This is a genomic window from Saccharothrix sp. NRRL B-16348, assembly GCF_001280085.1.
Taxonomy (GTDB): domain Bacteria; phylum Actinomycetota; class Actinomycetes; order Mycobacteriales; family Pseudonocardiaceae; genus Actinosynnema.
In genome coordinates, this window is record NZ_LGED01000226.1 from 1 (window position 1) to 23,220 (window position 23,220).

20 protein-coding genes are annotated in these 23,220 nt (G+C 73.1%); 13 read left to right on the forward strand and 7 right to left on the reverse strand.

Annotated elements, in window-relative coordinates; translation table 11 throughout:
• Positions 1-219 (reverse strand): ArsR/SmtB family transcription factor (locus tag ADK67_RS33345; protein WP_157621045.1); only part of this gene is annotated, 219 nt, incomplete at its 3' end.
• A 101-nt stretch (positions 220-320) separates the two neighbouring features.
• Between ADK67_RS33345 and ADK67_RS33350 the strand changes: the two genes are divergently transcribed.
• The 3 genes from ADK67_RS33350 to ADK67_RS33360 are packed head-to-tail and all read left to right on the forward strand — an operon-like array spanning position 321 to position 3,229.
• The gene (locus ADK67_RS33350) at positions 321-1,649 is read left to right on the forward strand and encodes an FAD-dependent oxidoreductase (protein WP_053720544.1); all 1,329 of its coding nucleotides are present in this window, start codon (positions 321-323) and stop codon (positions 1,647-1,649) included.
• Positions 1,636-2,886 carry an MFS transporter gene (locus tag ADK67_RS33355; protein WP_231648458.1) on the forward strand — a complete coding sequence of 417 codons (1,251 nt, stop codon included), beginning with the start codon at positions 1,636-1,638 and terminating at the stop codon, positions 2,884-2,886. Before ADK67_RS33350 ends, ADK67_RS33355 begins: the two co-directional genes overlap by 14 nt.
• Positions 2,870-3,229: an MmcQ/YjbR family DNA-binding protein gene (locus tag ADK67_RS33360; protein ID WP_053720587.1), complete on the forward strand. Its 360-nt coding sequence runs from the start codon at positions 2,870-2,872 to the stop codon at positions 3,227-3,229. Before ADK67_RS33355 ends, ADK67_RS33360 begins: the two co-directional genes overlap by 17 nt.
• Positions 3,230-3,254: 25 nt before the next feature.
• On the opposite strand, the gene ADK67_RS33365 is transcribed toward ADK67_RS33360, so the two are convergent.
• The gene (locus ADK67_RS33365; RefSeq protein WP_053720545.1) at positions 3,255-4,865 is read right to left on the reverse strand and encodes a peptide chain release factor 3; all 1,611 of its coding nucleotides are present in this window, start codon (positions 4,863-4,865) and stop codon (positions 3,255-3,257) included.
• A 130-nt stretch (positions 4,866-4,995) separates the two neighbouring features.
• On the opposite strand from ADK67_RS33365, the gene ADK67_RS33370 reads away from it, so the two are divergent.
• The 3 genes from ADK67_RS33370 to ADK67_RS33380 all read left to right on the forward strand — a co-directional run bounded on the left by ADK67_RS33370 (position 4,996) and on the right by ADK67_RS33380 (position 8,961).
• Positions 4,996-5,367, forward strand: a complete 372-nt coding sequence (locus tag ADK67_RS33370) for a MerR family transcriptional regulator (RefSeq protein WP_053720588.1) — start codon at positions 4,996-4,998, stop codon at positions 5,365-5,367.
• Positions 5,368-5,430: 63 nt separating this feature from the next.
• The gene (locus tag ADK67_RS33375) at positions 5,431-7,107 is read left to right on the forward strand and encodes a ribonuclease J (protein WP_053720589.1); all 1,677 of its coding nucleotides are present in this window, start codon (positions 5,431-5,433) and stop codon (positions 7,105-7,107) included.
• A 357-nt stretch (positions 7,108-7,464) separates the two neighbouring features.
• Complete coding sequence (locus ADK67_RS33380; RefSeq protein ID WP_082404211.1) at positions 7,465-8,961, forward strand: SulP family inorganic anion transporter; 1,497 nt, start codon at positions 7,465-7,467, stop codon at positions 8,959-8,961.
• Positions 8,962-8,981: 20 nt separating this feature from the next.
• On the opposite strand, the gene ADK67_RS33385 is transcribed toward ADK67_RS33380, so the two are convergent.
• A complete protein-coding gene (locus tag ADK67_RS33385) occupies positions 8,982-9,467 on the reverse strand; it encodes a hypothetical protein (RefSeq protein ID WP_157621047.1) in 486 nt (161 codons plus the stop codon).
• 176 nt (positions 9,468-9,643) lie between these two features.
• Between ADK67_RS33385 and ADK67_RS33390 the strand changes: the two genes are divergently transcribed.
• The 3 genes from ADK67_RS33390 (at position 9,644) to ADK67_RS33400 (ending at position 12,114) form a co-directional block, all read left to right on the forward strand.
• Entirely contained in the window at positions 9,644-10,912 is a 1,269-nt protein-coding gene (locus tag ADK67_RS33390) for a lysyl oxidase family protein (protein WP_082404213.1), read from the forward strand.
• 90 nt (positions 10,913-11,002) lie between these two features.
• Positions 11,003-11,884 (forward strand): zeta toxin family protein, encoded by an 882-nt coding sequence (locus tag ADK67_RS33395; protein WP_053720548.1) that lies wholly within the window; start codon positions 11,003-11,005, stop codon positions 11,882-11,884.
• On the forward strand, positions 11,881-12,114 hold the full coding sequence (locus ADK67_RS33400; RefSeq protein ID WP_053720549.1) for a hypothetical protein: 234 nt from the start codon (positions 11,881-11,883) through the stop codon (positions 12,112-12,114). Before ADK67_RS33395 ends, ADK67_RS33400 begins: the two co-directional genes overlap by 4 nt.
• A 20-nt stretch (positions 12,115-12,134) precedes the next feature.
• On the opposite strand, the gene ADK67_RS33405 is transcribed toward ADK67_RS33400, so the two are convergent.
• The gene (locus ADK67_RS33405) at positions 12,135-12,764 is read right to left on the reverse strand and encodes a TetR/AcrR family transcriptional regulator (protein WP_269436087.1); all 630 of its coding nucleotides are present in this window, start codon (positions 12,762-12,764) and stop codon (positions 12,135-12,137) included.
• A gap of 37 nt (positions 12,765-12,801) precedes the next feature.
• Here ADK67_RS33405 and ADK67_RS33410 point away from each other — a divergent pair, with 37 nt between their 5' ends.
• Positions 12,802-14,292 carry an amidohydrolase family protein gene (locus tag ADK67_RS33410; RefSeq protein ID WP_053720550.1) on the forward strand — a complete coding sequence of 497 codons (1,491 nt, stop codon included), beginning with the start codon at positions 12,802-12,804 and terminating at the stop codon, positions 14,290-14,292.
• Between the two features lie 40 nt (positions 14,293-14,332).
• Positions 14,333-14,833: a DUF1772 domain-containing protein gene (locus ADK67_RS33415; RefSeq protein WP_053720551.1), complete on the forward strand. Its 501-nt coding sequence runs from the start codon at positions 14,333-14,335 to the stop codon at positions 14,831-14,833.
• 37 nt (positions 14,834-14,870) lie between these two features.
• Here the strand turns inward: ADK67_RS33415 and ADK67_RS33420 are convergent, their stop codons facing one another.
• The 3 genes from ADK67_RS33420 to ADK67_RS33430 form a co-directional block, all read right to left on the reverse strand.
• Positions 14,871-16,082: a M20 metallopeptidase family protein gene (locus ADK67_RS33420; protein WP_197289736.1), complete on the reverse strand. Its 1,212-nt coding sequence runs from the start codon at positions 16,080-16,082 to the stop codon at positions 14,871-14,873.
• A 146-nt stretch (positions 16,083-16,228) separates the two neighbouring features.
• Positions 16,229-19,255 carry an NB-ARC domain-containing protein gene (locus ADK67_RS33425; protein WP_053720552.1) on the reverse strand — a complete coding sequence of 1,009 codons (3,027 nt, stop codon included), beginning with the start codon at positions 19,253-19,255 and terminating at the stop codon, positions 16,229-16,231.
• Positions 19,256-19,372: 117 nt separating this feature from the next.
• Positions 19,373-20,308 carry a LysR family transcriptional regulator gene (locus ADK67_RS33430; RefSeq protein ID WP_053720553.1) on the reverse strand — a complete coding sequence of 312 codons (936 nt, stop codon included), beginning with the start codon at positions 20,306-20,308 and terminating at the stop codon, positions 19,373-19,375.
• 49 nt (positions 20,309-20,357) lie between these two features.
• Between ADK67_RS33430 and ADK67_RS33435 the strand changes: the two genes are divergently transcribed.
• Positions 20,358-21,368, forward strand: coding sequence for a Gfo/Idh/MocA family protein (locus ADK67_RS33435; protein WP_053720554.1), 1,011 nt, complete (start codon positions 20,358-20,360; stop codon positions 21,366-21,368).
• A gap of 201 nt (positions 21,369-21,569) precedes the next feature.
• Positions 21,570-23,171, forward strand: coding sequence for an ABC-F family ATP-binding cassette domain-containing protein (locus ADK67_RS33440; protein ID WP_053720593.1), 1,602 nt, complete (start codon positions 21,570-21,572; stop codon positions 23,169-23,171).
• Positions 23,172-23,220 lie beyond the last annotated feature (49 nt).

Here is a 23,220-nt window from a genome sequence, read left to right on the forward strand (position 1 = left end):
GACGAAGCCCACGTCGGCGAGTTTGCGCAGGTGGTGCGAGCAGGTGGACTGGCTGACCCCGACGGCCTCGGTCAACGCGCCGACGGTGATCTCGCCGGGGTGGGTGGCGACGGTGTGCAGCAGGCGCACGCGGGTCGGGTCGGCCAGGCAGGCGAACCACTCGGCGTAGGTCGAGGCGTCCTCGGGCGCGAGGCCCACGGCGGGCAGCGTCGTCGTCATGGGGCACAGAGTATCGACAAGTACCGATGGTTGCATCCATCGAGACTACTCGATACATTGCCCACTGTTCGATCGAGGGTCGCCGATGAAAGAGGTTTCTGGTGGACGAGCTTCCTGTGGTCGTGGTCGGGGCGGGACCGGTCGGGTTGGCGGCGGCGGCACACTTGCTGGAACGCGGCTTGCGGCCGTTGGTGCTGGAAGCGGGCCCGCAGGCGGGCGCGGCGGTGGCGCAGTGGCGGCACGTGCGGTTGTTCTCGCAGTGGTCCGAGCTCGTCGACCCGGCCGCGCGCCGACTGCTGGAGCCCACCGGGTGGCGTGCGCCCGACCCTGACGGCTACCCGACCGACGGCTACCCGACCGGCGAGCAGTGGGCGGCCGAGTACCTGGTGCCGCTGGCCGAGGCGTTGGGCGACCACGTCCGCGTGAAGGCCCGCGTGGTCGGCGTCGCCCGCCGCGGCCGGGACCGCGTCGTGGACTCCGGCCGCGACACCGAACCCCTGACCGTCCACATCGACAACGGCGAACGGATCACCGCACGGGCCGTCATCGACGCCTCGGGAACGTGGGGCGAACCGAACCCGCTCGGCGGCGACGGGCTGCCGGCCGCCGGAGAGCGGGAAGCGGCGGACCGGATCGGCTACCGCGTGCCGGACGTCGTGGGCGAGCAGGCCCGGTACGCGGGCAAGAGGATCGCCGTGGCCGGCAGCGGGCACTCCGCGCTCACCGCCCTGATCGCACTGACGGACCTGGCGGACAAGCACCCCGGCACCCACGTGACCTGGCTGCTCCGCCGCGGCACGGTCGGCGCAGTGTTCGGCGGCGGCGAGGCGGACCAGCTGCCTGCGCGTGGCGCGTTGGGGTTGCGGGCGCGGGCGGCGGTGAAGGCCGGGCACGTCGAGGTGGTCACCGGTTTCCGCACCGCGGCCGTCGAGCGTGACGGCGAGCGCCTGGTGCTGGTGTCGGAGGACGGGCACCGCCTCGACGCGGTGGACGAGGTCGTGTCGCTGACCGGGTTCCGGCCGGACCACTCGTGGCTGTCGGAGGTGCGGCTGGACCTGGACCCCGTGCTGCAGGCCCCCACCAGGCTGGCGCCGCTGGTCGACCCGAACGTCCACTCCTGCGGCTCGGTCTACCCGCACGGCGCAAATGAATTGCGGCACCCGGAGCCCGGCGTGTACCTGGTGGGCATGAAGAGTTACGGGCGCGCGCCCACGTTCCTCGCGCTGACCGGCTACGAACAGGTCCGCAGCGTCGCCGCCGAGATCGCGGGCGACCACGAGTCCGCCGCCGAGGTCGAGCTGACGCTGCCCGAGACCGGTGTCTGCGGCGGGTCCGGCGTGTTCGACGTCGAGCCGACGTCCTCCGGCGGCGGCTGCTGCGCCGCGCCGGTGGCGGAACTGACGCTCACCGCCCCGAGTGCCCGGAGCTGAACTCGCGCGGCCCGGCGTGCTCAGGGGACACGCCGGGCCGCGCCGCGTGCTGGTGGTGCTGTGCCTGACCCAGATCACCGGCTGGGGCGTGCTGTTCTACGGCTTCCCGGTGCTCGCGCCGGCGATCGGTGCGGACGCGGGGTGGTCCGGCACGGCGGTCATCGGCGCGTTCTCGGTGGCGCAGCTGGTCAGCGCGGTGGTCGGGGTGCCGGTCGGCAGGCTGCTCGACCGGCACGGGCCGCGCGTGGTGATGACGATCGGGTCGCTGCTGGCCGTCGGCGCGCTGGCGGTGGTCGCGTCGGCGCGGTCGCTGCCCTGGTTCTACGCGGGCTGGGTGCTGGTCGGCGTGGCCATGGCCGGTGTGCTGTACCAGCCGGCGTTCGCCGCCCTGACCCGCTGGCACGGCCCGGAACGCCGGGTGGCCGCGCTGACCGTCGTCACGTTGGCGGGCGGGCTGGCGAGCACCGTGTTCGCCCCGCTCACCGCCCTGCTGGCCGCGCACCTGGACTGGCGGCAGACCTACCTGGTGCTCGGCGCCGTGCTGGCCGTGCTCACGGTGCCCGCGCACCTGTTCGGCCTCCGCCTGCCGTGGCCCGACCACCCGGCCACCTCGGACACCCGTCGGCCGACCACGATCGTGCGCAGCAGCCCGTTCGTGCTGCTCGTCGTGTCGATGAGCATCGGCGCGCTGGCCGTGTACGCGATCGTGGTCGCCATGGTGCCGTTGTTCGCCGAACGCGGCCTCTCCACCACCACCGCCGCGTGGGCGCTCGGCCTGGGCGGCGTCGGACAGGTCCTCGGACGTCTCGCCTACGGGCGTCTGGTCGCGAGATCCGGGGTGAAGGCCAGGACCGCCGGTGCCCTGCTCGCGGCGGCCGCCACCACCCTCCTGTTGGGACTGGTCCCGGGACCGGCGTTCGCCCTGATCGCCGCCGCGGTGCTGGCGGGTGTGGTCCGGGGTGCCTTCACGCTCATCCACGCCACCGCCGTCACCGACCGCTGGGGCACGACCTACTACGGGCAGCTCAGCGGCGTGCTCCACGCGCCGTTGACGATCACGGCCGCCGTGGCGCCGTGGGCCGCGACCGCGCTCGCCGGGACGCTGGGCGGCTACCCGGCCGTGTTCACCGTGCTGGCCGCGTTGGGCGTGGTCGCGGCGGTGGTCTCCCTCAAGTCCGTGCCGCCCTACACTGTGGGCCACGACTTCCGTGGGGGACGCAGTGGCAGTGAGCAGTGACCAGTTCTTCCGGGTGGTGGACGCGCTCGTCGACGTCCAGCGCGCGGAAGGCGGCGACTACAGCTCGTTCAGCGTGCGCGGCAAGCGCTTCGGCTACTACTGGCCGCGCACGCAGACCGTCGGCCTGAAGCAGCTGCTGTCCGAGCAGCAGGCGCTGGTCGCCGAGCGGCCGGACGTCTTCGAGGAGCAGTTCACGTCCGGCGGTTTCGGCTGGGTGGTCGTCCAGCTGGCCGGCATCGAGGCCGACGAGCTGGCCGAGCTGGTCTTCGAGGCCTGGCGCCTGTCCGCGCCCGAGGACCTGATCGCCCAGGTCCCCGACCCGGCGCGGCAGGCGCGCCGCTAGCCGGACGCGCCTGCCGGACCGCAGGTCAGTCCGTGCCCGCGACGAGGGGTTCCAGCGACACCTCGGGGTGCAGGCGCCGCAGGACGGCCAACGCGGTCGAGTCGGTGAACAGCGCCAGGTGGGTGCCGTCCTCGCGGGTGAGCACCTCGTGGCCGCGGCTGTCGACGACGGCCCGGTGGGCGGGGTCGGGCAGACGCCGCACCACCGTGTACGGCAGTCGTTCCAGGCGGACGGGCGACTTGAACTCCGCGTCCAGCCGGTGCGCGGCGACCTCGAACTGCATCGGTCCGACGGCGGCGAACACGGGCGCGCCGTCACCGCGTCGCGCCGAGCGCAGGATCTGCACGACGCCTTCGGACCCGAGCTGCTCGATGCCCCGGCGGAACTGCTTGGACCGGCTCAGGTCCGCCGGGCGGACCACCGCGAAGTGCACGGGCGCGAAACTGGGCAGCCCGGGGAAGCGCACCGCGGGCCGGTCGGTGTAGAGCGTGTCGCCCACCCGCAGCGAGTGGGCGTTGACGAGGCCGATCACGTCGCCCGGGAACGCGGTGTCCAGCGTGGAGCGCTGCTGCCCGAAGACCTGCTGGACGTACTTGGTGGCGAACGGCTTGCCGGTGGTCGCGTTGGTGACCACCATGCCCCGCTCGAACACCCCGGAGCAGACGCGGGCGAAGGCGATCTGGTCCCGGTGGGAGGGGTCCATGCCGGTCTGGACCTTGAACACGAACGCGGAGAACGGCGCGTCGAGCCCGCGTGGCCGCGCGTCGACGTCCGGGCGCGGCGTCGGTCGCGGCGCGAGGTCGACCAGCAGGTCCAGCAGGTGCTTCACGCCGAAGTTGAGCACGGCCGAGCCGAACAGCACCGGCGTGGCGGACGCGTTCAGGAAGCGGCCCAGGTCGAAGTCACCGCCGGAGGCGGACAGCAGGTCGACCTCCTCGACCGCACGCGTCCAGTCGGCGCCTTCCTCGGCCTCCGCGCGGGCGGGGTCGAGGCGTTGCTGGCCGGCCGCCGTGGCGCCGCCCGCCGTGCGCGAGTAGCGGATGAACTGCCCGTCACGGCGGTCCAGCACGCCCCGGAAGTGGCCTGCCTCGCCGACCGGCCACGTCAACGGCATCGGTTGCAGCCCGATGCGCTCCACGAGCTCGTCGCACAGCTCCAGCGCGTCGCGACCGGGCCGGTCCCACTTGTTGACGAACGTGATCACCGGGATGCCGCGGTGCCGGCACACGTCGAACAGCTTGAGCGTCTGCGGTTCCAGGCCCTTGGCGGCGTCCAGCAGCATCACGGCCGAGTCGACGGCCGCGAGCACCCGGTAGGTGTCCTCGGAGAAGTCGGCGTGGCCGGGCGTGTCGAGCAGGTTGACGACCGCGTCGCCGTAGGCGAACTGCAACGCCGCCGAGGTGATGGAGATGCCCCGCGCCTTCTCCATCTCCATCCAGTCCGACACCACGCCGCGCCGGCCGGACTTGCCGTGCACCGCGCCCGCCTCGGAGATCACCCTGGCGTGCAGGGCGAGCGCCTCGGTCAACGTGGACTTGCCCGCGTCCGGGTGGCTGATCACCGCGAACGTGCGCCGCCGATCCGCCTCCCGCAGCACATCGGCGGGTGAGGCCGTCACCGGACCTGCGGTGGTCATTCGCGTTCTCCTGGGCTCGGCGGATTCCACAAAATCTACCCTCACGTTACGGTAGCCTCCGGTCGTGCCGCACCGGGTGCCACAATGGTCGAACCTATTCGGAGTCGGAAGGGATCTTGTGGGCGGGCAGATGCAGATCGGCGAGGTGGCCGACCGGACCGGCCTGTCGCTGCGCACGATCCGCTACTACGAGGAAGTCGGCCTGGTCGTGCCGAACGCCCGCAGCCAGGGCGGGTTCCGCCTCTACACCGAGCCCGACGTCGACCGCCTCCAGGTGATCAAGCGCATGAAGCCGCTCGGCTTCCAGCTGGAGGAGATGCGCGAGCTGCTGACCATCCTCGACGCCCTCTCCGCCCCCGAGGACGAGGACCGCGACAAGCACCTCGACCGCCTCGCGCGGTTCCACACGACGGCCGAGGAGCGCTGCGACGAACTCCGCGCCCAGTTGCGGATCGCCGAGGACTTCGCGGGCACCCTGCGGGCCCACCTGCCCCGCGGCTGAGCGCCCCGAACCCGGGCCGGCTGTTCGGACCCGAGCACCCTCACGTAACGTGAGGGTGTGACCATGGCTCGAACCTCCACCCCTCCCCCGGCCCTCACCCCCGGCGCGCTGCGCGTCATCGCCCTCGGCGGGCTCGGTGAGATCGGCCGGAACATGACCGTGTTCGAGCACGAGGGCAAGCTGCTCGTCGTCGACTGCGGGGTGCTGTTCCCCGAGGAGCACCAGCCCGGGGTGGACGTGATCCTGCCCGACTGGACCTGGATGCGCGACCGGCTGGACGACGTGGTCGCGGTCGTGCTGACCCACGGGCACGAGGACCACATCGGCGGCGTGCCCTACCTGCTGCGCGAACGCGCCGACATCCCCGTCATCGGCTCGCGCCTGACGTTGAGCCTGCTCGCCGCCAAGCTCGTCGAGCACCGCATCACGCCGGTCACGGTGGAGGTCAAGGAGGGGCAGCGGTTCGCACGCGGCCCGTTCGACCTGGAGTTCCTGGCGGTCAACCACTCCATCCCGGACGGCCTGGCCATCGCCATCCGCACCGCCGCCGGCCTGGTGCTGCACACCGGCGACTTCAAGATGGACCAGTTCCCGCTGGACGGCCGGATCACCGACCTGCGCGGCTTCGCCCGCCTCGGCGAGGAGGGTGTCGACCTGTTCCTGGTCGACTCCACCAACGCCGACGTGCCCGGCTTCACCACCGCCGAGAAGGACCTGGCCCCCGCCATCGACGAGGTGTTCCGCACCACGCCGCGCCGGGTCATCGTGTCCAGCTTCGCCAGCCACGTGCACCGCATCCAGCAGGTCCTCGACGCCGCCCACGCCCACGGCCGCAAGGTCGCCTTCGTGGGGCGCTCCATGGTCCGCAACATGGCCGTGGCCACCGAGCTCGGCTACCTCAAGGTGCCCGACGGCCTGGTCGTGGACATCAAGCGCATGGACCGGATGCCTCCCCACCTGGTGACCCTGGTGTGCACCGGCTCCCAGGGCGAGCCGATGGCCGCCCTGTCCCGCATGGCGGGCGGCGACCACTCGATCCAGGTCGAGGAGGGCGACACCGTCCTGCTGGCCAGCTCGCTGATCCCCGGCAACGAGAACGCCATCTACCGGGTCATCAACGGCCTGACCGACCGCGGCGCGAACGTGGTGCACAAGGGCAACGCGAAGGTCCACGTCTCCGGCCACGCCAGCGCCGGCGAACTCGTCTACTGCTACAACATCGTGCAGCCGTCCAACGTCCTGCCCGTGCACGGCGAGGCACGACACCTGCGCGCCAACGCCGAACTGGCCATCAAGACCGGCGTGGACCGCGACCGCGTGCCGATCGCCGCCAACGGCCACGTCATCGACCTCCAGGACGGCCGCGCCCGCGTCACCGGCAAGGTCGAGATCCACAACATCTACGTCGACGGGCAGACCGTCGGCGGCGTCACCGAGGCCTCGCTGGCCCAGCGCCGCACCCTCGGCGAGGAAGGCGTCATCACCGTCGTCGCCATCGTCGACATCGACTCCCGCCGGCTCGCCGAACCGCCGGACTTCATCGCCCACGGCTTCGAGCACGACGCCTCCACCTTCGCCCCCGCCATCCCCGCGATCGAGAAGGCGCTGGTCGGCGCGAACGAACGCGGCGTCACCGACTTCGAGGAACTCGAACGGCTCATCGCACGCGAGGTGCAGAACTGGGCGTACCGGACCCACCGCCGTCGGCCGGTGGTCATCCCGGTGGTCATCGAGGCCTGAGGCGTCCGCCGCCCGCCCGCAGCCGTTCCCGCACGGCGGCGTGCGCGGCGGCACGCTCCCGGTCCGTGCGGCGGGGGCGGACCGGGGATGCGGTCGAAGTCGTCCTGGTCCGGCGCGGGGACCACGTCCAGGTCGACGGGCCGTGACGTGCGGAGAGCTTCCTCACGACCGGTCCGCCCGATCCGGGACCAACAGTGACGTCAGGGTAGGGTTGCCGAGGTTGCGCCGGAGAAGCCGCGGCCCGTCACGAACCCCGCTCCCCGGCTCGCCACGAGGCAGGCACTCGGTCGGGCGCTGCCCCCTTGTTCACCGCGCGAGCCGCCCTCGCCCGCTCGCGACAAGTCCCCGAGGTGTCGATTGTCCTCGCACGAGGCGCCCGCACGTCCCACCCTGCTCTCGCGCGTCCGCGTGAACTGGTTCGCCAACACCCGCGCGGACCTGCTCTCCGGCCTCGTCGTCGCCCTGGCGCTGATCCCCGAGGCGCTGTCGTTCTCGATCATCGCCGGCGTCGACCCGAAGGTGGGCCTCTACGCCTCGTTCACCATCGCGATCATCATCGCCTTCGCGGGCGGGCGGCCCGGCATGATCTCCGCCGCCACCGGCGCGATGGCGTTGGTGCTGGTGCCCCTGGTGCGCGACCACGGCGTGGAGTACCTGTTCGCCGCCACGATCCTGACCGGCGCGTTCCAGGTCGTGTTCGGGCTGGTCGGCGTGCACAAGCTCATGCGCTTCGTGCCCCGGACCGTCATGGTCGGCTTCGTCAACGCCCTGGCGATCCTGCTGTTCACCGCCCAGATCCCGCACATCACCGGCGGCGGCTGGCCCGTCGTCGCGCTGGCCGCGCTCGGCCTGGCGATCATCTACCTGCTGCCGAAGCTCACCAAGGTCGTCCCGTCGCCGCTGGTCGCGATCGTGGTGGTCACCTCGCTCACGGTGTTCCTGCACATCGGCGTGCCCACGGTGGGTGACATGGGCGACCTGCCCGACGCGCTGCCGTTCTTCGGCCTGCCGATGGTGCCGTTCACGATCGAGACGCTGACGATCATCGCGCCCTACGCCCTCACGCTGGCCGTCGTCGGCCTGGTCGAGTCGCTGCTGACCGCGCAACTGCTCGACGACCTCACCGACACCCCGTCCGACAAGGGGGTGGAGGTCCGCGGGCAGGGCATCGCCAACGTCGCCACCGGTTTCCTCGGCGGCATGGCCGGCTGCGCGATGATCGGCCAGTCGATCATCAACACCAAGTCCGGCGGCCGCACCCGGCTGTCGACCCTGTCGGCCGGCGTGTTCCTGCTGATCCTGGTCTACACCCTCGGCCCGGTCGTCTCGCTGATCCCGATGGCGGCGCTCGTCGCCGTGATGGTCTTCGTGTCGATCAGCACGTTCGACTGGTCCAGCGTCAAGCCCTCCGGCCTGCGCCGCGCGCCACGCAGCGAGACCGCCGTCATGGTCGTCACCGTCGGCACCGTGGTGGCCACCCACAACCTCGCCCTCGGCGTCATCGCCGGCGCACTCCTCGCCGCCGTGTTCTTCGCCCGCCGCGTCGCCCACCTGGTCGACGTCTCCAGCGTCCTGGACCCCGACGGCCGCATCCGCGTCTACGCGCTGACCGGCGAGCTGTTCTTCGCCTCCACCAACGAACTCATGCACTCGTTCGACTACGCGGAGGACGTCGACAAGGTCGTCGTCGACCTGTCCGGCGCCCACGTCTGGGACAGCTCCGCGGTGGCCACCCTCGACGCCGTCACCGCCAAGTTCGCCGCACGCGGCGTCGAAGTCGAGATCGTCGGGCTGAACCCGCACAGCGAGCAGCTGCACAGCAAGCTCACCGGGCAGCTCACCGGCTCCCACTGACGACTTGCCCGAGGCCCGGGCTAACAGGCGACCCAGGCGCCGTTCTCCACGATCAGCTTGATCACGTCACCGGCCCGGACGAGCCCGATCGGCAGCGGGGCGGCCATGCTGTCCAGCGCGGCGTCCGCCTCGGCGGAGAGGTCGTCCGGCATGCCCTTGGTCGGCAGCCGTTCGAGTACCCCGGTGGCCGTCGTGTCGGTCTTGTCGCGGACCTCGCCCGCCTGGACCCGGTACTCGACGTCGGCCAGTCTCGGATCCACCCCGGCCAACTCCGCCAGCGTGCTCCGGAACGTGTACTGCTCACGCCACTTCTCCGCGCACACCAGCTTCTTGATCGCGTCGTCGTCCTGGTCGTTGGTCGCCCGGGCCAGCGCGGCCAGCGCGGCCTCCGGTGTGTCCGCTGTGTCCGCGGACTGGGCGGAGCCCGAACACGCGACGAGCCACCCGCTCAGCCCGACGACACCGGCCACCACTCGTAATCGCCACGCCCGCCCACAAATGCTCACGTGCGCTGACGGTAGTCGGCACCACGCCGTCCCCGAACCGGAAGTTTCCGGTTCAGCAAAGGCGATCGGAGGTGGCGGAGGAAGTGACCGGATGAGGTGGTCTCCCCGAACGGCGGCGCGCCCGATCGGGGTGCACGGGCTGACAGTCGCCGCACGGCCACGCGAAGCTGGCCGGTATGAGGGGTGCAGGCGTGGTCGTGCCGGTGTTGGTGTCGCTGTTGACCGCCGCGGTCCCCGCGGCCGCGGACCGTCCCGGCGTGGTGGTCGACTCGGATCGGTCGGCGTCCTGGCGCGGGTGGGTGGTCCAGGACGATCCGCGGGTGCGGGACGTGCCCGAGTGCCGGCCGGTGGGGTGCGACCGGGCCGACGTCGCGGTGCGGCTGCCCGCGCGGTTGCGCGACCGGCCCGGCGGGGTCGAGCTGGCGATCCGCGCGGTCGGCGCCACGCCTGACGACAGCCTGGGCTTCGCCGTCTACCAGGGCGGTCGCCGGGTCGCCCTCGCCGACGCGCAGATCGGCACGTCGCGCTCGGTGTGGCTGCCCAAGACCACCGCCCGCTACACCGTCTACGTGTTCCAGAACCCGTTCGTGCCCGAGCTGGCGTCCCGGACCGTCCGGTACGAGGGGCTGGTCGAGAACGAGGACTCCCGCGCCGAGCCCGAGCCGCGCGACCTGCTGCCCGACCTGGAGGCGTTGCCGCAGCGGTTCGCGACGTTCGACACCCCGCCGCCGTTCTTCGGCGACGCGGCCGAGCCGGGCTCGTCGTGCTTCCGCAGCGAGGTCGAGGAGCGGGACGCGCGGCTGTGCCTGCGGTTCGGTCAGGCCATGGCCAACACCGGCGACGGCCCGGTGGACGTCCGCTACCGCACGCCCGCCGGGCAGCGGCCGGACGAGGTGCCCGGCGCCCAGCGCGTCCACCGCTCCGACGGCACGTTCACCGACGTCCCGTCCGTGGGCGCCATGCACTACCACGCGATCCACTCCCACTACCACTTCGAGGACTTCTCCGTGTCCGAGCTGTGGGCGGTGGACGCCGACGGACGCCCGACCGGGACCTCCCCCGCGGCCACCGGGAAGAAAAACGGCTTCTGCATGGCCGACACGGAACTGGCGTGGTGGGACCGGAAGGGCAACGCGCCGCAGACCTACCCGGCGCCCCGCTGCCTGGACCCCGAACCGGACTCGCCGCCCGGCGTCGACGCGTTCAAGAACGGCATCGCCCGGGGCTGGGCGGACGAGTACTGGTGGGCGCTGCCCGACCAGATGATCGAGGTCAGCGGTCTGGCGGACGGCACGTACGCGCTCGTCACCCGCGTCGACCCCGTCAACCGGCTGCGCGAGCTCGACGAGGGCGACAACTGCGTGCGCGTGCCGATCACGCTGACCGGCCTCGCCGCCGGCGCGCCGGTGGCGACGCTGGGCAGCCCGGCCGTGCCCTGCGACTGAACCCGGCCGCGCGGGCCCCGTGTCACCAGGACGAGTGGTCCCGACCGTTCGCGCTGCGACCGTCGCCCGGCCGCGGCCAGCATGTCGACTGTGCTGAATCGTGCGTTCCGGGTCCTGCTCGCCGTCCTGACCGCGACGGCGCTGGTCGCCGCGCCCTCGGTCGCGTCCGCCGCCGTCGAACCCCTCACCGACGAGCAGTGGGCGGCGCACGTCGAAGCCCTCGACGCCGCCGTGGAGCAGGCGAAGCGGGACGGGCGGACGACCGATGTGCTGTACACCGTGAACGGTGACGGCGTGCACTGGTTCCCGGCGCGGGTGATCGAGCAGCGCCTCGCCGCCGACGCCTTGTACGCCAAGGGTGACGAGGCGCCCGACGAGGGCCTGGCCGTGCTGACCGGCGGGCTGCCGGGCGCGGGCAAGACCACCGTGCTGACGAGCAGCCCGTTCATCGACATGTCGAAGTACCTGGTGCTGAGTTCCGACGACGCCAAGGAGGTGATGTGCGAGCGCGGGATGATCCCCGACCTCGAGGGGTTCGCGCCGATGGAGACCGCGGACCTCATCCAGAAGGAGGCCTCGCTCATCACGCGGATGGTCGCGGACCGCGCGTACCGGGAGCGGAAGAACGTCATCTGGGACACCACGATGTCGTCGGTGGAGGCGGTGGACCAGCGCGTCGCGCCGCTGCGTGACGCCGGGTACGACGAGGTCGCGGCGATGTTCCTGGAGGTGCCGATCGAGGTGAGCGTGCGGCGGGTCGACCACCGGCACCGCGTCGGCTACGAGCGGTACCGCAACGGCGCGCGGTGCGAGGGGCGGCACGTGCCCACCGCGTTCGTCCGCAAGCACGCCGACGCGGAGTGGGGCAGCGTGAACCGCAAGGCGTTCGAGGCGACCAAGCCGCGGTACGACCGTTGGTACTTCTACGACTCCACCGAGCTGCCGCCCGTCCTGGTCGACCAGGGGCCGTGAGCGAGGTCGCCGACCTGCTCGCCGCGTTGCGGGAGGGCGCGCTGGACCTGGACACCGTGGCGCGGCGTTTTCGGGAGCGGAGTTGGCCCGCGCCACCGGCCGGCGACCCGGTGACGACCGTGCCGGGGTCGTTCGAGGAGGTCGTGCTCGCCTACGCACGGGGTGACCTCACCGACGAGCAGTACGCGACCTTGCTGTGCGCGGCCGTGTCGGCGACCGGAGGTGCGTGAGGGGATTCGTTGACCCGGGCTCAGTTCTCCGGGCCGCGGACGTGGTCGGCGATCGTGGCCGGGTCGACGCCGCAGACGCGCAGGACGCTCCTGGCGAGCGCTTCGGTGGCGTCCGGCAGTGACAGCCGGCCGGCGTTCACCGCGTCTCCGGCGGCGTGCCCGAGTGCGATGACGGCGGTCGCGAGCCACGGCGTGGGGACGTCGTCGGTGAACTCGCCGGATAGCCGGCCCCGGGTGAGCAGCCGGTCGAGGTGGTCGACGACCGGTTGGTGCCGGGCGTGGTCGGCGTCGGCGTCGACCGCGGTGGTGGCGGTGCCCAGCAGCAGTGGGTAGCGCTGGAGCGTTCGCCAACTCGCGTCGAGGAGGCGGAGCAACGCGTCGGCCGCGGAGCCCTCGTCCAGGCGTGCGGCGTCCATCTCGGCGACCGCCTCGCCGGTGATCACGTCGACCACCGCGCCGACGAGCGCCTCACGGGTCTTGAAGTGGGCGTAGATCGTCTGCCGACTCACACCCGCCGCGGCGGCGACGTCCTCGACGCTCGCGTGGGGCTGAGCGGCGAGAACCGCCTTCGCGGCCGACAGGATCGCGTTCGCGCTGCGGTCGGCGTCGGAGCGGCGCCGCCGACGCCGGGGAGTCGTTATCTCGGACACGTTGTCAAGATTAGCAAGGACCGTTAAGTTGGACAGCATGTCAGACTTAAGAGGTGGGGTTGGTCGTCGCGATGTGCTGCGGGCCGGGGTGGTGATGGTGGCCGCGGGGACGGCGGCCGTGCCCGCCGGGCGGGCCGCGGCGGCGTCGGGCGAAGGTGCCGTGGCGCTGACCGGCGTGACGGTCGTCGACGCCACCGGGCGCCCGCCCCGGCGCGACATGACCGTGCTCGTCCGCGACGAGCGCATCGTCGCGGTCGGCCGCCGGGGCGCGGTTCGGGTGCCGGCCGGTGCGCGGGTGTTGGACCTGCCCGGGAAGTTCGTGATCCCCGGCTTGTGGGACGCGCACGTGCACAGCATTCCCGCCGAGCGGATCTCCCCGCCGCTGTACCTGGTCAACGGCATCACGTCGGTCCGGGAGATGTCCGGCTCGGCGCTGCTGCACGAGTGGCGCGACCGGGTCGATCGCGGCGAGTTGCTCGGGCCGCGGTCGGTCATCGCCGGCCGGATCGTCGACGGCGCACCGACCATCGGCGACCCGGCGTCCTTCGTCGAGGTCGCCACCGAGGCGCAGGCACGGGAGGCGGTGCGGCAAGCCGAACGGGACGGCGCGGACTTCGTGAAGGTGTACTCGCGGCTGTCCGCCGACCTGTACCGCGTGATCGCCGAGGAGGCGCGCCGGCGGGGGATGCCGTTCGCCGGGCACTGCCCGGACGCGGTCCCGCTCGGCGCGGCCGGTGCGGCGGGCCAGCGCAGCGTCGAACACCTGTACTCGACCTGGTACGACACGTCCGACCGGGAGGAGGAACTGCGCGCCCGGATCGCCGGGCTGACGATCGGCCGGGGCGACTACGTCACCTGGATGCACGAGATCCACCGCCTGGAGTGGGACGCGGTCCGCGGCTACAGCCCGAGGAAGGCCGCGGCGGTGTTCGCCACGCTGGCCCGCAACCGCACCCGGATCGTCCCCACCCTCGTGGTGTACCGGGTGCTGGACCGGCCGGACGAGGTCGTGGCGGGCGACGAGCGGCTGAAGTACGTGCCGGCGGCGGTGGTCGAGGGCTGGCGCTGGGCGCTGGAGAACGTCGTCAAGGCCGGCTGGACACCGGAGGAAACCGCCCAGCGCCACGCCTTGCTCGAGCACCGGCTGGCGTTCGTGGGCGAACTGGCCCGAGCGGGCGTGCCGGTCGTCGCCGGGACCGACGGCGGCGACATGCCGTTCGTCATCCCCGGGTTCAGCCTGCACGACGAACTCGCCGCGCTGGTGCGTGCCGGGCTCTCCCCGCTCCAGGCGTTGCGAGCGGCGACCGTCGAACCGGCGCGCATGCTCGGCCTGGACGACGTGCTGGGCACGGTGACGCCCGGCAAGTTCGCCGACCTGGTCGTGCTGGACGCCGACCCGCTGGCCGACATCCGCAACACCACCCGCATCCACACCGTGCTCACCCGTGGCCGCGTCATCTCCCCGGACCACCGCGCCCGCATGCTCGCCGACATCGCCGCCGCGGCGGCCGAGCCCACCACGTCCTGAAGATCCCCGAAGTCGTTGTCGCACAACCAAGGAGCTCCTCATGCCCATCCGACTGGTCACCGGGCTCGCCCTGCTGTCCACCGGCCTGCTCGCGGGCGCGTTCGGCTACGGCGCGGTCAACGTGGCGACCACGTTCAACGTGGTCCCGCTCGACGTGCGCCTGACCTTCCACTCGGCGCTCATGCAGATGAACGGCCCGGTCATGCAGACCACGATGGGGCTGGCCGCGCTGAGCTCGGTCGCCCTGGCCGTCCTCGCCCGCGGCACGCACCGGCACCTCGCCGGTGCGGCCGGCGCGCTGGCCGTGGCCTCCTTCCTGATCACCCGCTTCGGCAACGTGCCGATCAACGGCCGGATCAAGGTGTGGGCCGTCACCACACCACCGGCCGACTACGCGACGCAGCTCCAGCGGTGGGAGACCTTCAACGTCGTGCGCACCCTCACCGCGCTCGCCGCGTTCGTGCTCGTCATCGTCATCGCCGCCCGGATGGCCCGAACCGCGCAGGCCGACCACCGGCCCGCGCTTCCCGTGCCGGCGTGACAGGGACGCCGACAGTCCACTTCGGACCTACGAGAGGTCAGCCGTGCGCGGCGGTGTCGCCGGTCGACCCGGCGGCCAGCCGATCGGTCAGCAGTCCGGCCATCGCGCGCACGCCGTGGCCGATCGCGCGTTCGTCGGCGGCGAAGTCGGGGGTGTGCGGCGCGCCGTTCATCCCCGACTCCGCGTCCGCGACGCCGAGGTAGAACAGCGCGCCCGGCGCCTCGTCGAGGAACAGCGCGAAGTCCTCGCAGTTGAACGGCCAGGACGCCCGGCCCCACAGGACGGACTCCGGCCCCAGCGCCGCGTTCAGGTGCCGGCCGGCCGCCGTGCCGAGCTCCACCGAGTTCACCATGGCGGGGAACGGATCGCCGGCGAACTCGACACGTCCGCCGGCGGCCGCCGCGAGCCGCTCGACCTGCGCGCGCAGCTCCGGGTACCGCTCCTGCGGCCAGACGCGCAGCAGCGCGTTGACGGCGGGCTGCGCGTCGGGCGTCTGCTCGGTCCACTGGGAGACGGACACGGATTCCTGGATCGACGCGGCGATCTCGGGCTCCAGCAACGCGTTGAAGCGCGCGTTGTAGTCGGCGACGCTGCGCGGGAACGCGACCGTGCCGAGGTCCGCCACCTCGGCCGCGAGCGCGGCGGCGGCTGCTTCGTCGCCGCCCGGCAGCACGATCCGGACGTGGTCGAGCCCGGGCAGGCCGTGGCCCGGGGACACCACGATGGTGCCGGTGGGGAACGGGCTGCAGTGCAGCGCGTAGAACTCGCGCGGCGCGAGCCCCTGCACCAGGCCGGTCCTGAGCATCGCGCGCGCACCCCGCAAGGGTTCCTCGGCCGGTTGGAAGACGAACACCAGCCGGCCGCGCACCGGCTCGGAGCCCTGGGCCAGCGCACGGGCGACGCCGACGCCGATCGCGGTGTGCAGGTCGTGCCCGCAGAGGTGCGCGACGCCGGGGACGCGCGAGGCGAAGCCCTCGTCGAAGACCCGGCCCGAGTGCGGGATGGGCAGCACGTTCCTCCGCGCGTCGACGGCGTCCATGTCCGCCCGGAACGCGAGCGTCGGACCGTCCGCGGAACCGTCGAGCACCGCAACGACCCCGTGCCCGCCGACGCCGGTCGTCACCTCGAGCCCGGCCGCGCGCAACTGCTCCGCGACCAACCCGGCCGTCTCCCGCTCCTCGCCCGCGAGTTCGGGGCGGCGGTGGATCGCCCGGCGCAGCTCGATCAGTTCTCCGTCGAGGTTCGACACCGGTAGATCGTGCCCACAACGTCCGGTTCCGCGCATCACCATTTCAGCCGTGGCGGCAGCACGCCGACGTCCACCGCTCCCCCGCCGGCGAGTCGTCGTAGCGGGCCGGTCGGCTTGCCGCACAGGCATCCCGGTCCAGGCGGACTTCAGGCCGTCCTCGGGGTGTAGGCGAACCAGCACACCCCGCGGCTGCCGACCACCACCAGCCGGTCCGCCGCCACCCAGGTGACGGCTTTCAGCTGCCCGTCGAGCCGGAACTCGGCCAGCACGCGTCCGTCCCGGCTGTCGTGGACCCGCAGCACGCGGTCGTCCGCGACCGTGGCCAGCATCGTGCCGTCGGGCGACCACACGAGGTCCTGCAACGACTCCACCCACCGGGCGCGGTCGAACGCGGTGTCGATCTCCCAGGTCTTGGCGTCCACCGCGTGCAGGGTCCCGCCGAGCGCGACCACCAGCCGGGTGCCGTCGGGCGACGCCGCCATGCCGTCGGCCTCTCCGGGCAGGTCGCGCGTGAAGAGCGGCGCCCACGTCCTCGGGTTCGCGACGTGCAGCCGGTTGCCCAGGCCGAACGCGATCCACGAGCCGTCGGGCGCGGCGGCGCACAAGTCCGGGATGGCCGAGGTCCGGCTGGGCGGGTCGCCCTCGCCCGCGCGGTCCGGGTTCCACAGCCGCACCGTCGAGTCGCTGCCCAGCGACGCCAGGACTCCGTCGGCGGACACGGCGAGGTCGCCGACCTCGCCCGCGTGCGTGGGGATCCACGCCACCGGGCGCCAGCCCGCGGTGTCCCACAGGACGATCAGGCCGGTGTCGTCGCCGGTCGCGAGCCTGCCCCCGCCGGGGAAGAACGCCGCGGCCGACAGGTTCACGTGGTCGTGGCGGGTGATCGGGGGGTGGTCGGTGTTCGCCAGGTCCCACACGAGCAGGCCGTCCTCGCTCGGCACGACGGCCCACCGGCGGTCCGGGCTGACCACCGGCTGCCCGACCGAACCCCAGGACGTGGGAGCGGAGGCCACCACGGCGCCGTCGGGGTCGCGCACCTCCAGCCCTTCGTCGTGGACCACGAGCACGCGGCCTCCGCCGAGGTCGGCGCAACCCCGGGGCGTCGCCTTCGGCTTCACCACCCGGCTCCGCCTGCCCGAGGCGACGTCCCACACGACCAGCCGGTCCTTGTCGCCTTCGGTGACGAGCGACCTGCCGTCGTCGACGAAGCCGCAGACCTCCGGCCAGTGGGAGCCCTTGTCGAGGCGGGTGTCCAGGTACTCCCAAGTAGTGGTGTCCAGGAAGCGGATCACACCGCTCAGGGTGCTGACCGCCAGCGTCCGCCCGTCCCGTGACAGGGCGCAGGACGAGCTGTAGTAGCGCGAGCCGGCCGCCGGCACGACCCGCAGCAGCTGCCCGGTCGACGGCCGCCACACCCGGATGCCGTCGCCGCCCACCGTCGCGAGCCACGTCGCGTCGGGCGCGAAGAAGATCCGGTCCACGTGGTCGTGGCCGACCAGGACGCGGTTCAGCGCCGGGTCGGGGAGGTCGGGCAGCGGGCGCCACGGGGTGAGCCGGGGGTGGTCCGCGACCTCCGCCAGCGCGGCCGTGCGCAGCTCGTCGAACGCCGGGAAGTCGGGCAGCCGGTGGGCCAGCGCGTTGACCACGGCGTGGTCGAGTTCACCCGGCACCAGGAGGTGGCCGATCTGGTCGAGGACGCGGGCCAGTTCGCGGGCCAGGTCCGTGGCCACCAGGGCCAGGTCCTCGGCGACGGCGACCGGGCCCAGCCTGCGCAGCTTGCCGAGCACCCAGCCGGGGGTGGTGGCCAGCTCCGCCAGTTCCGCGCCGCGACCGGCGCCGTTGAGGTGGTAGGAGAGCCAGCGCCACAGGTACCCCGAGGACGGCGGCAGCGTCCACCACGGCACGGGACCGCCCGGTGCGGGGAGCGCGGTGGCCGCCTGGTCCAGCAGTCCCCGGTGCAGGGAGGTCAGGCGGTCGGGGCCGCATTCGTGGCGCAGGTAGGTGCGGATCACGTCGTGCAGGCGGATCTTGGCGCCGCCGCGCTCGACCAGGGACAGCTCGACCAGTTCCTGGCACAGCCGTTCGCTGTCGTCGGGCGACAAGCCCGCGGTGGCGCGCCACAGCTGGGCCACGACGTCCGACGGGACCTCGGTGTCCTCGGGGAAGATCGCCAGCTCCAGGGCGCGTTCGCGGCGGTCGCCGAGCGCGCCCAACGACGACTCCAGGGTGGCGGCCACCGTGCGTTCCCGGCCCGCCGGGTCGGCGACGTCCAGCGCGGTCGGGCCCAGGTCGTCGAGGCGGCGGACCAGGCGCTCGGCGGCCTCGGCGAGGTCGCCGCCGTCGCGGGCGGTGCGGCGCAGGGCGGAGTTGGCCAGCCGCAGGGCGAGCGGCCAGCGGCCGGTGCTGTCCAGCAGCCGTTCGCGCAGGTCGTCGGACAGCCCGGCCAAGCCGTCGCCGAGCAGGTCGCGGGCCTGGGTCGGGTTCATCTGGTCGACCCGGATCGCCTGGGCGTCGGCGGCGGCGAGGAGGTCAGGCACGCGGGTGGTGACCAGCAGCGTGCAGCTGCGGGCGGCGTCGAGGAACGGCCGCAGCTGCTCGGTGGTCCACACGTCGTCCACGACCAGCAACGGCGCGGGCCGGCGGTCCGCGAGCAGCACGCCCAGGTGCAGCCCCGCCTGCTCGGGGCTGGTGAAACCGGGCCGGTTGCCGGTGACCTGCCCGATGACGTCGTTCACCGCGTCGGCGAGCGCGGCGCCCCGCATCTCCTGCCCCACCGTCACCCAGTACCGGTCCGGGAACGCCTCCTCGACTTCCGGCACGCGCAGCACCCACGCGGCGAGCGTGGTCTTGCCGAAACCGCCCGCGCCGGCGAGCGTCGTGGTGATCCCGACCCGGCCCTTGCCGCCGGACAGCAGGGCCCGGACGATCTGGTCGGTCAGCTCCGGCCGCGGCACGAAACCGTCCACGCCCGCCGGGACGACCGCCCCTCCGCGCACCTCTCGCCGCGGTGCGGCGCGCCAGACCTCCAGCGCCACCCACACCCCCGCCAGCAGGGCCAGGACGGCGAAGACCAGCCAGCTCCAGCCCGAGGTCAGCAGGTTGACCGTGACCGCGACACCGATGCTGACCACGGTCACCACACCGGCCACCCACGCCTGCCGCTGCACGGCCACCCCCAAGATCGTCCTCCGGCGCGCCAAGCCAACCGTGCGGACGCGGGAAGGGCAACCAGCCAAGTCGACGCCGTCCGGCGGGGACCGGATCCGTTCGTTCGGCGCGCGGTGCGCTCGCTAATCGCGAAGTTGCTCTTCCCGCACGGACGCGAGCAGGTCGAGTGCCCTGGTGATCAGCGGCGAGTGCTGGGCGCCTTCGAGCACCGCGGCGAACACCCACCGCCGCGGTCGGGACGGGGTGATCCGGCGCAGGGTGACCGCGGCGGGCAGGTCGCGTTGGGCGAGTCGTGGGATCAACGCGACGCCGTGGCCGTGGGCGACCAGTTGGGCGAGGGCCTGCCAGTCGTTGGTCCGGTGCGCGACGTCCGGGGTGAAGCCGGCCGCGGCGCACGCCGTGGTGGTGATGGCGCCGCAGCAGCCCTTGTCGTCGCCGACGATCCACGGGTCGCGTTCGAAGTCCTTGAGCGCCACCGCTTTCCGCTCCAGCAGCGGGTGGTCGGGCGGCAGCGCCACGTCGAGCTCGTCGAAACCCAGGTCGACGCGGTGGTAGCGCGGGTCGCCCGCGGCGGGCGAGCCGGTGAAGGCGACCGCCAGCGCGATGTCGTGGCGGCCCGCGTCGAGTTCGTCGAACAGGGCGGGCGGCTCCGCCTCGGTCACCGTGATCCTGACGTTCGGGAGTTCGGCGCGGGCCCGGTCGAGCACGTCCGGCAGCAGCCCGGTGATCGCGGTGGGGAACGCGCCGAGCGTGACGGTGCCGCGCACGCCGTCGTCCCACGAGTCCAACTCGTGGCGGGCGCGTTCGACCTCGGCGAAGATCCGGTCGGCGTGGGCGAGCAGCGCGTGCGCCCGCGGGGTGAGCACCACCCGCCGCCCGACGTGCTGGAGCACCTCGAAGCCGACGTCGCGCGCGGTCCTCGCCAACTGCTGCGAGATCGCCGACGGGGTGAGGTGCAAGGCCGCCGCGGTGGCCGTGACGCTCCCGCGTTCGCGGAACTCCCGGAGCACCCGCAACCGCCGCAGGTCGTCCATGAAGTCAACGCTTAACGGTCGCATGTGGATATTGTAGATTGACGTTACCGTTCGCCGCGCCGAGGCTTGGCGCATGCGATCTCGGACCGACCCCCTCCGCCTCGGCATCGTCGCGCTCGGCGCGATGGGCGTCGAGATGCTCGCCGCAGCCGCCGCCCACCCCGCGTTCACCGTGGTCCGGGCGTCCGACATCGACCCGGCCGCCGTCGACCGCGTGCGGGCCCCGTACCCGGCCGTCGCGTTCACGACCGACGCGCGGGACGTTGTCGAATCGCCGGACGTCGACGCCGTGTACATCGCCACCCCGCCGTCGTTCCACGCGGATCTCGCGATCGCCGCGATGCGCGCGGGCAAGGCCGTGTTCTGCGAGAAGCCGCTGGCAGTCAGCCTGGCCGACGGGCGTCGGATGGTCCGGGCGGCGGCCGAGCACGGCGTCGCCGGCGCGGTGAACTTCGCGCTGTCGGACCGCGCCGCCGTGCTCGAAGTGGAGCGGAGCCTGGCCGTGGGCGAGGTCGGCGAGGTCGGCGGGATCGACATCCGGCTGTCGTTCCCCCGGTGGCCGCGGGAGTTCCAAGCGGACGCGGCCTGGCTGGCGGGCCGGGAGCAGGGCGGGTTCGTCCGCGAGGTGCTGTCCCACTTCCTCTACCTGACCGATCGCCTGCTGGGGCCGCTGGACCCGGTCGACGTCGGTGTCGACATCCCGGTCGACGATCCACGCGCGAGCGAGGTCGCCGCACGTGGGTTCCTCCGCGCGGGCCGGGTTCCCGTGCACGTGTCGGCGTTCTCCGGTGTCGCGGGCCCCGAACGCTACGAGTGGGCGCTGTGGGGCACCCGCCGCTCGTACCTGCTGCGGGACTGGGGCGAGTTGCTCAGCTCCGACGGCGGCGACTGGGAGCCGGTGGCCGTGCCGGGACCGCGGGGTTCCGAGGCGACCCGGCTGTCGCTGTTCGCGGACGCCGTGCGCGGCGGGAACCCGCGCTGCCTGGCCGACTTCCCTACCGCACTGCGGGTGCAGGCGGTCGTCGAGGCCTTCCACCACGCCGGGGAACGGGCCGGCCGTGCACGTGCCTCCCGGCTTGCCTGAGACCTCGTCTTCGTGTCGGCAAGGCCACAGGCACTCCCCCGCGAAATCCCCGTGCGGCGGGCCCCGGCCTTGTCCTACCCTGGTCGACGTGATGCAGCACCTGTTCTTCCTCTGAGGGACGACGCCTCCACCGGTACCGCGGGTTCGCGCTACCGGATGTCGTCCTTCCTGCTCATCACCTTCATCGGAGGCAGTTCCTTCATGTCGTCCCAGCTTTCGCCCGCGCTCGTGCGCGCGGCGCACGTCCGCGCGTCCGACGTGCACCTCTCCTTCGGCGGACGGCCCGTGCTCGCCGGGGTCGACCTCGTCGCCGCCGCCGGTGACCGGGTCGCCGTGGTCGGCGAGAACGGTCGCGGCAAGACCTCCCTGCTCCGGGTGCTCGCCGGCGACCTGCCCGCCGACCGCGGCGAAGTGCGCCGCGCGGGCTCGATCGGCGTCGCCGACCAGCAGCTCCCGCTCGGCGCCGCCGACACCGTCGGCGACCTGATCGACCTCGAACTGGCCGCCGTGCGCGATGTCCTGGGCCGCCTGGAGCGCGCCACCGACGCGCTCGCCGACAACCGTCCCGGCGCGGACGACGCCTACGCCACCGCTCTCGCCGAGGCGGAGGCGCTCGACGCGTGGGACGCCGACCGGCGCGTCGAGGTCTCGCTGGCCGCGCTGAACGCCGTGGCCGACCGGACCCGCCCGCTCGGCGCCCTGTCGGTCGGCCAGCGGCACCGCGTGCGGCTCGCGTGCCTGCTCGGCGCCGGGCACGCCGTGCTGCTGCTGGACGAGCCGACCAACCACCTCGACGCGGCCGGGCTCGACCACCTCACCGAACGGCTGCGCGCCCACCCGGGCGTGGTCGTGCTGGTCAGCCACGACCGGGCGCTGCTCGCCGACGTGGCCACGACGGTGGTCGACCTCGACCCGTCCAGCGACGGCCGGCCGCGGGTGTACGGCGGCGGCTACACCGCCTACGTCGAGGCACGGCAGGCGGAGCGGGCCCGGTGGGAGGCGTTGCACGAGGAGCAGGTCGCCGAGCGGCAGCGGCTGGCCGACGACCTGTCCGCGGCGCAGAACCGGCTGCGCGACAACTGGCGGCCCGCCAAGGGGCACGGCAAGCACACGCGTGCGACCCGTGCGCCGGGGCTCGTGCGTGCCGTGCACCGACGGCAGGAGGAGCTGAGCGCGCACGTGGTGGAGGTCCCGCCGCCGCCCACCAGGTTCGCCATGCCGGAGCTGCCCGAGCACCGCGGTGCGACCCTGCTGCGGGCGGACGGCGTCACCGTGGCCGGGAGGCTCACCCGCCCGGTGGACTTGGCGCTGGACTCGGGCGACCGGCTGGTGGTCACCGGGCCCAACGGCGCGGGCAAGTCGACGTTGCTGGCCGTGCTGGCCGGACACCTGGAGCCGACCGCGGGAACGGTCGCCCGTGCCGAGGCGGTGCGGGTCGGGCGGTTGGGCCAGGAGTCCGACCCGCACGGTCGGCGCACGGCGGCGGAGCTGTACGACGTGCAGCTCGCGCGGTCGGGCGTCACGGGGCCGGGTCTCGGCGAGTTGGGCCTGCTCGACGGCTACGACCGGCGTCGACCGGTGGACGACCTGTCGGTCGGCGCGCGCAGGCGGCTGGACCTGGCGCTGGTGCTGGCGACCCGTCCCCACGTGTTGCTGCTGGACGAGCCGACCAACCACCTGTCGGCCGCGCTGGTCGACGAACTGACCGCCGCCCTCGCCTCCACCCCGGCCGCCGTGGTGATCGCCACACACGACCGGCAACTGTTGCGCGACACGGAATCCTGGCCACGACTGGCTCTGTGACCGAACCGGGCCGACGGCTCCTGCGACGGCCAACCGTCGCCAGAGCCGT

Bases quoted from the DNA above. Each gene is read 5' to 3' on its own strand.
- ADK67_RS33365 (WP_053720545.1), bottom strand. From the start codon at position 4,865: ATGACCACCGCAGGTCCGGTGACGGCCTCACCCGCCGATGTGCTGCGG.
- ADK67_RS33370 (WP_053720588.1), top strand. From the start codon at position 4,996: ATGCAGATCGGCGAGGTGGCCGACCGGACCGGCCTGTCGCTGCGCACG.
- ADK67_RS33375 (WP_053720589.1), top strand. From the start codon at position 5,431: ATGGCTCGAACCTCCACCCCTCCCCCGGCCCTCACCCCCGGCGCGCTG.
- ADK67_RS33390 (WP_082404213.1), top strand. From the start codon at position 9,644: ATGAGGGGTGCAGGCGTGGTCGTGCCGGTGTTGGTGTCGCTGTTGACC.
- ADK67_RS33410 (WP_053720550.1), top strand. From the start codon at position 12,802: ATGTCAGACTTAAGAGGTGGGGTTGGTCGTCGCGATGTGCTGCGGGCC.
- ADK67_RS33415 (WP_053720551.1), top strand. From the start codon at position 14,333: ATGCCCATCCGACTGGTCACCGGGCTCGCCCTGCTGTCCACCGGCCTG.
- ADK67_RS33430 (WP_053720553.1), bottom strand. From the start codon at position 20,308: ATGCGACCGTTAAGCGTTGACTTCATGGACGACCTGCGGCGGTTGCGG.
- ADK67_RS33435 (WP_053720554.1), top strand. From the start codon at position 20,358: ATGCGATCTCGGACCGACCCCCTCCGCCTCGGCATCGTCGCGCTCGGC.
- ADK67_RS33440 (WP_053720593.1), top strand. From the start codon at position 21,570: ATGTCGTCCCAGCTTTCGCCCGCGCTCGTGCGCGCGGCGCACGTCCGC.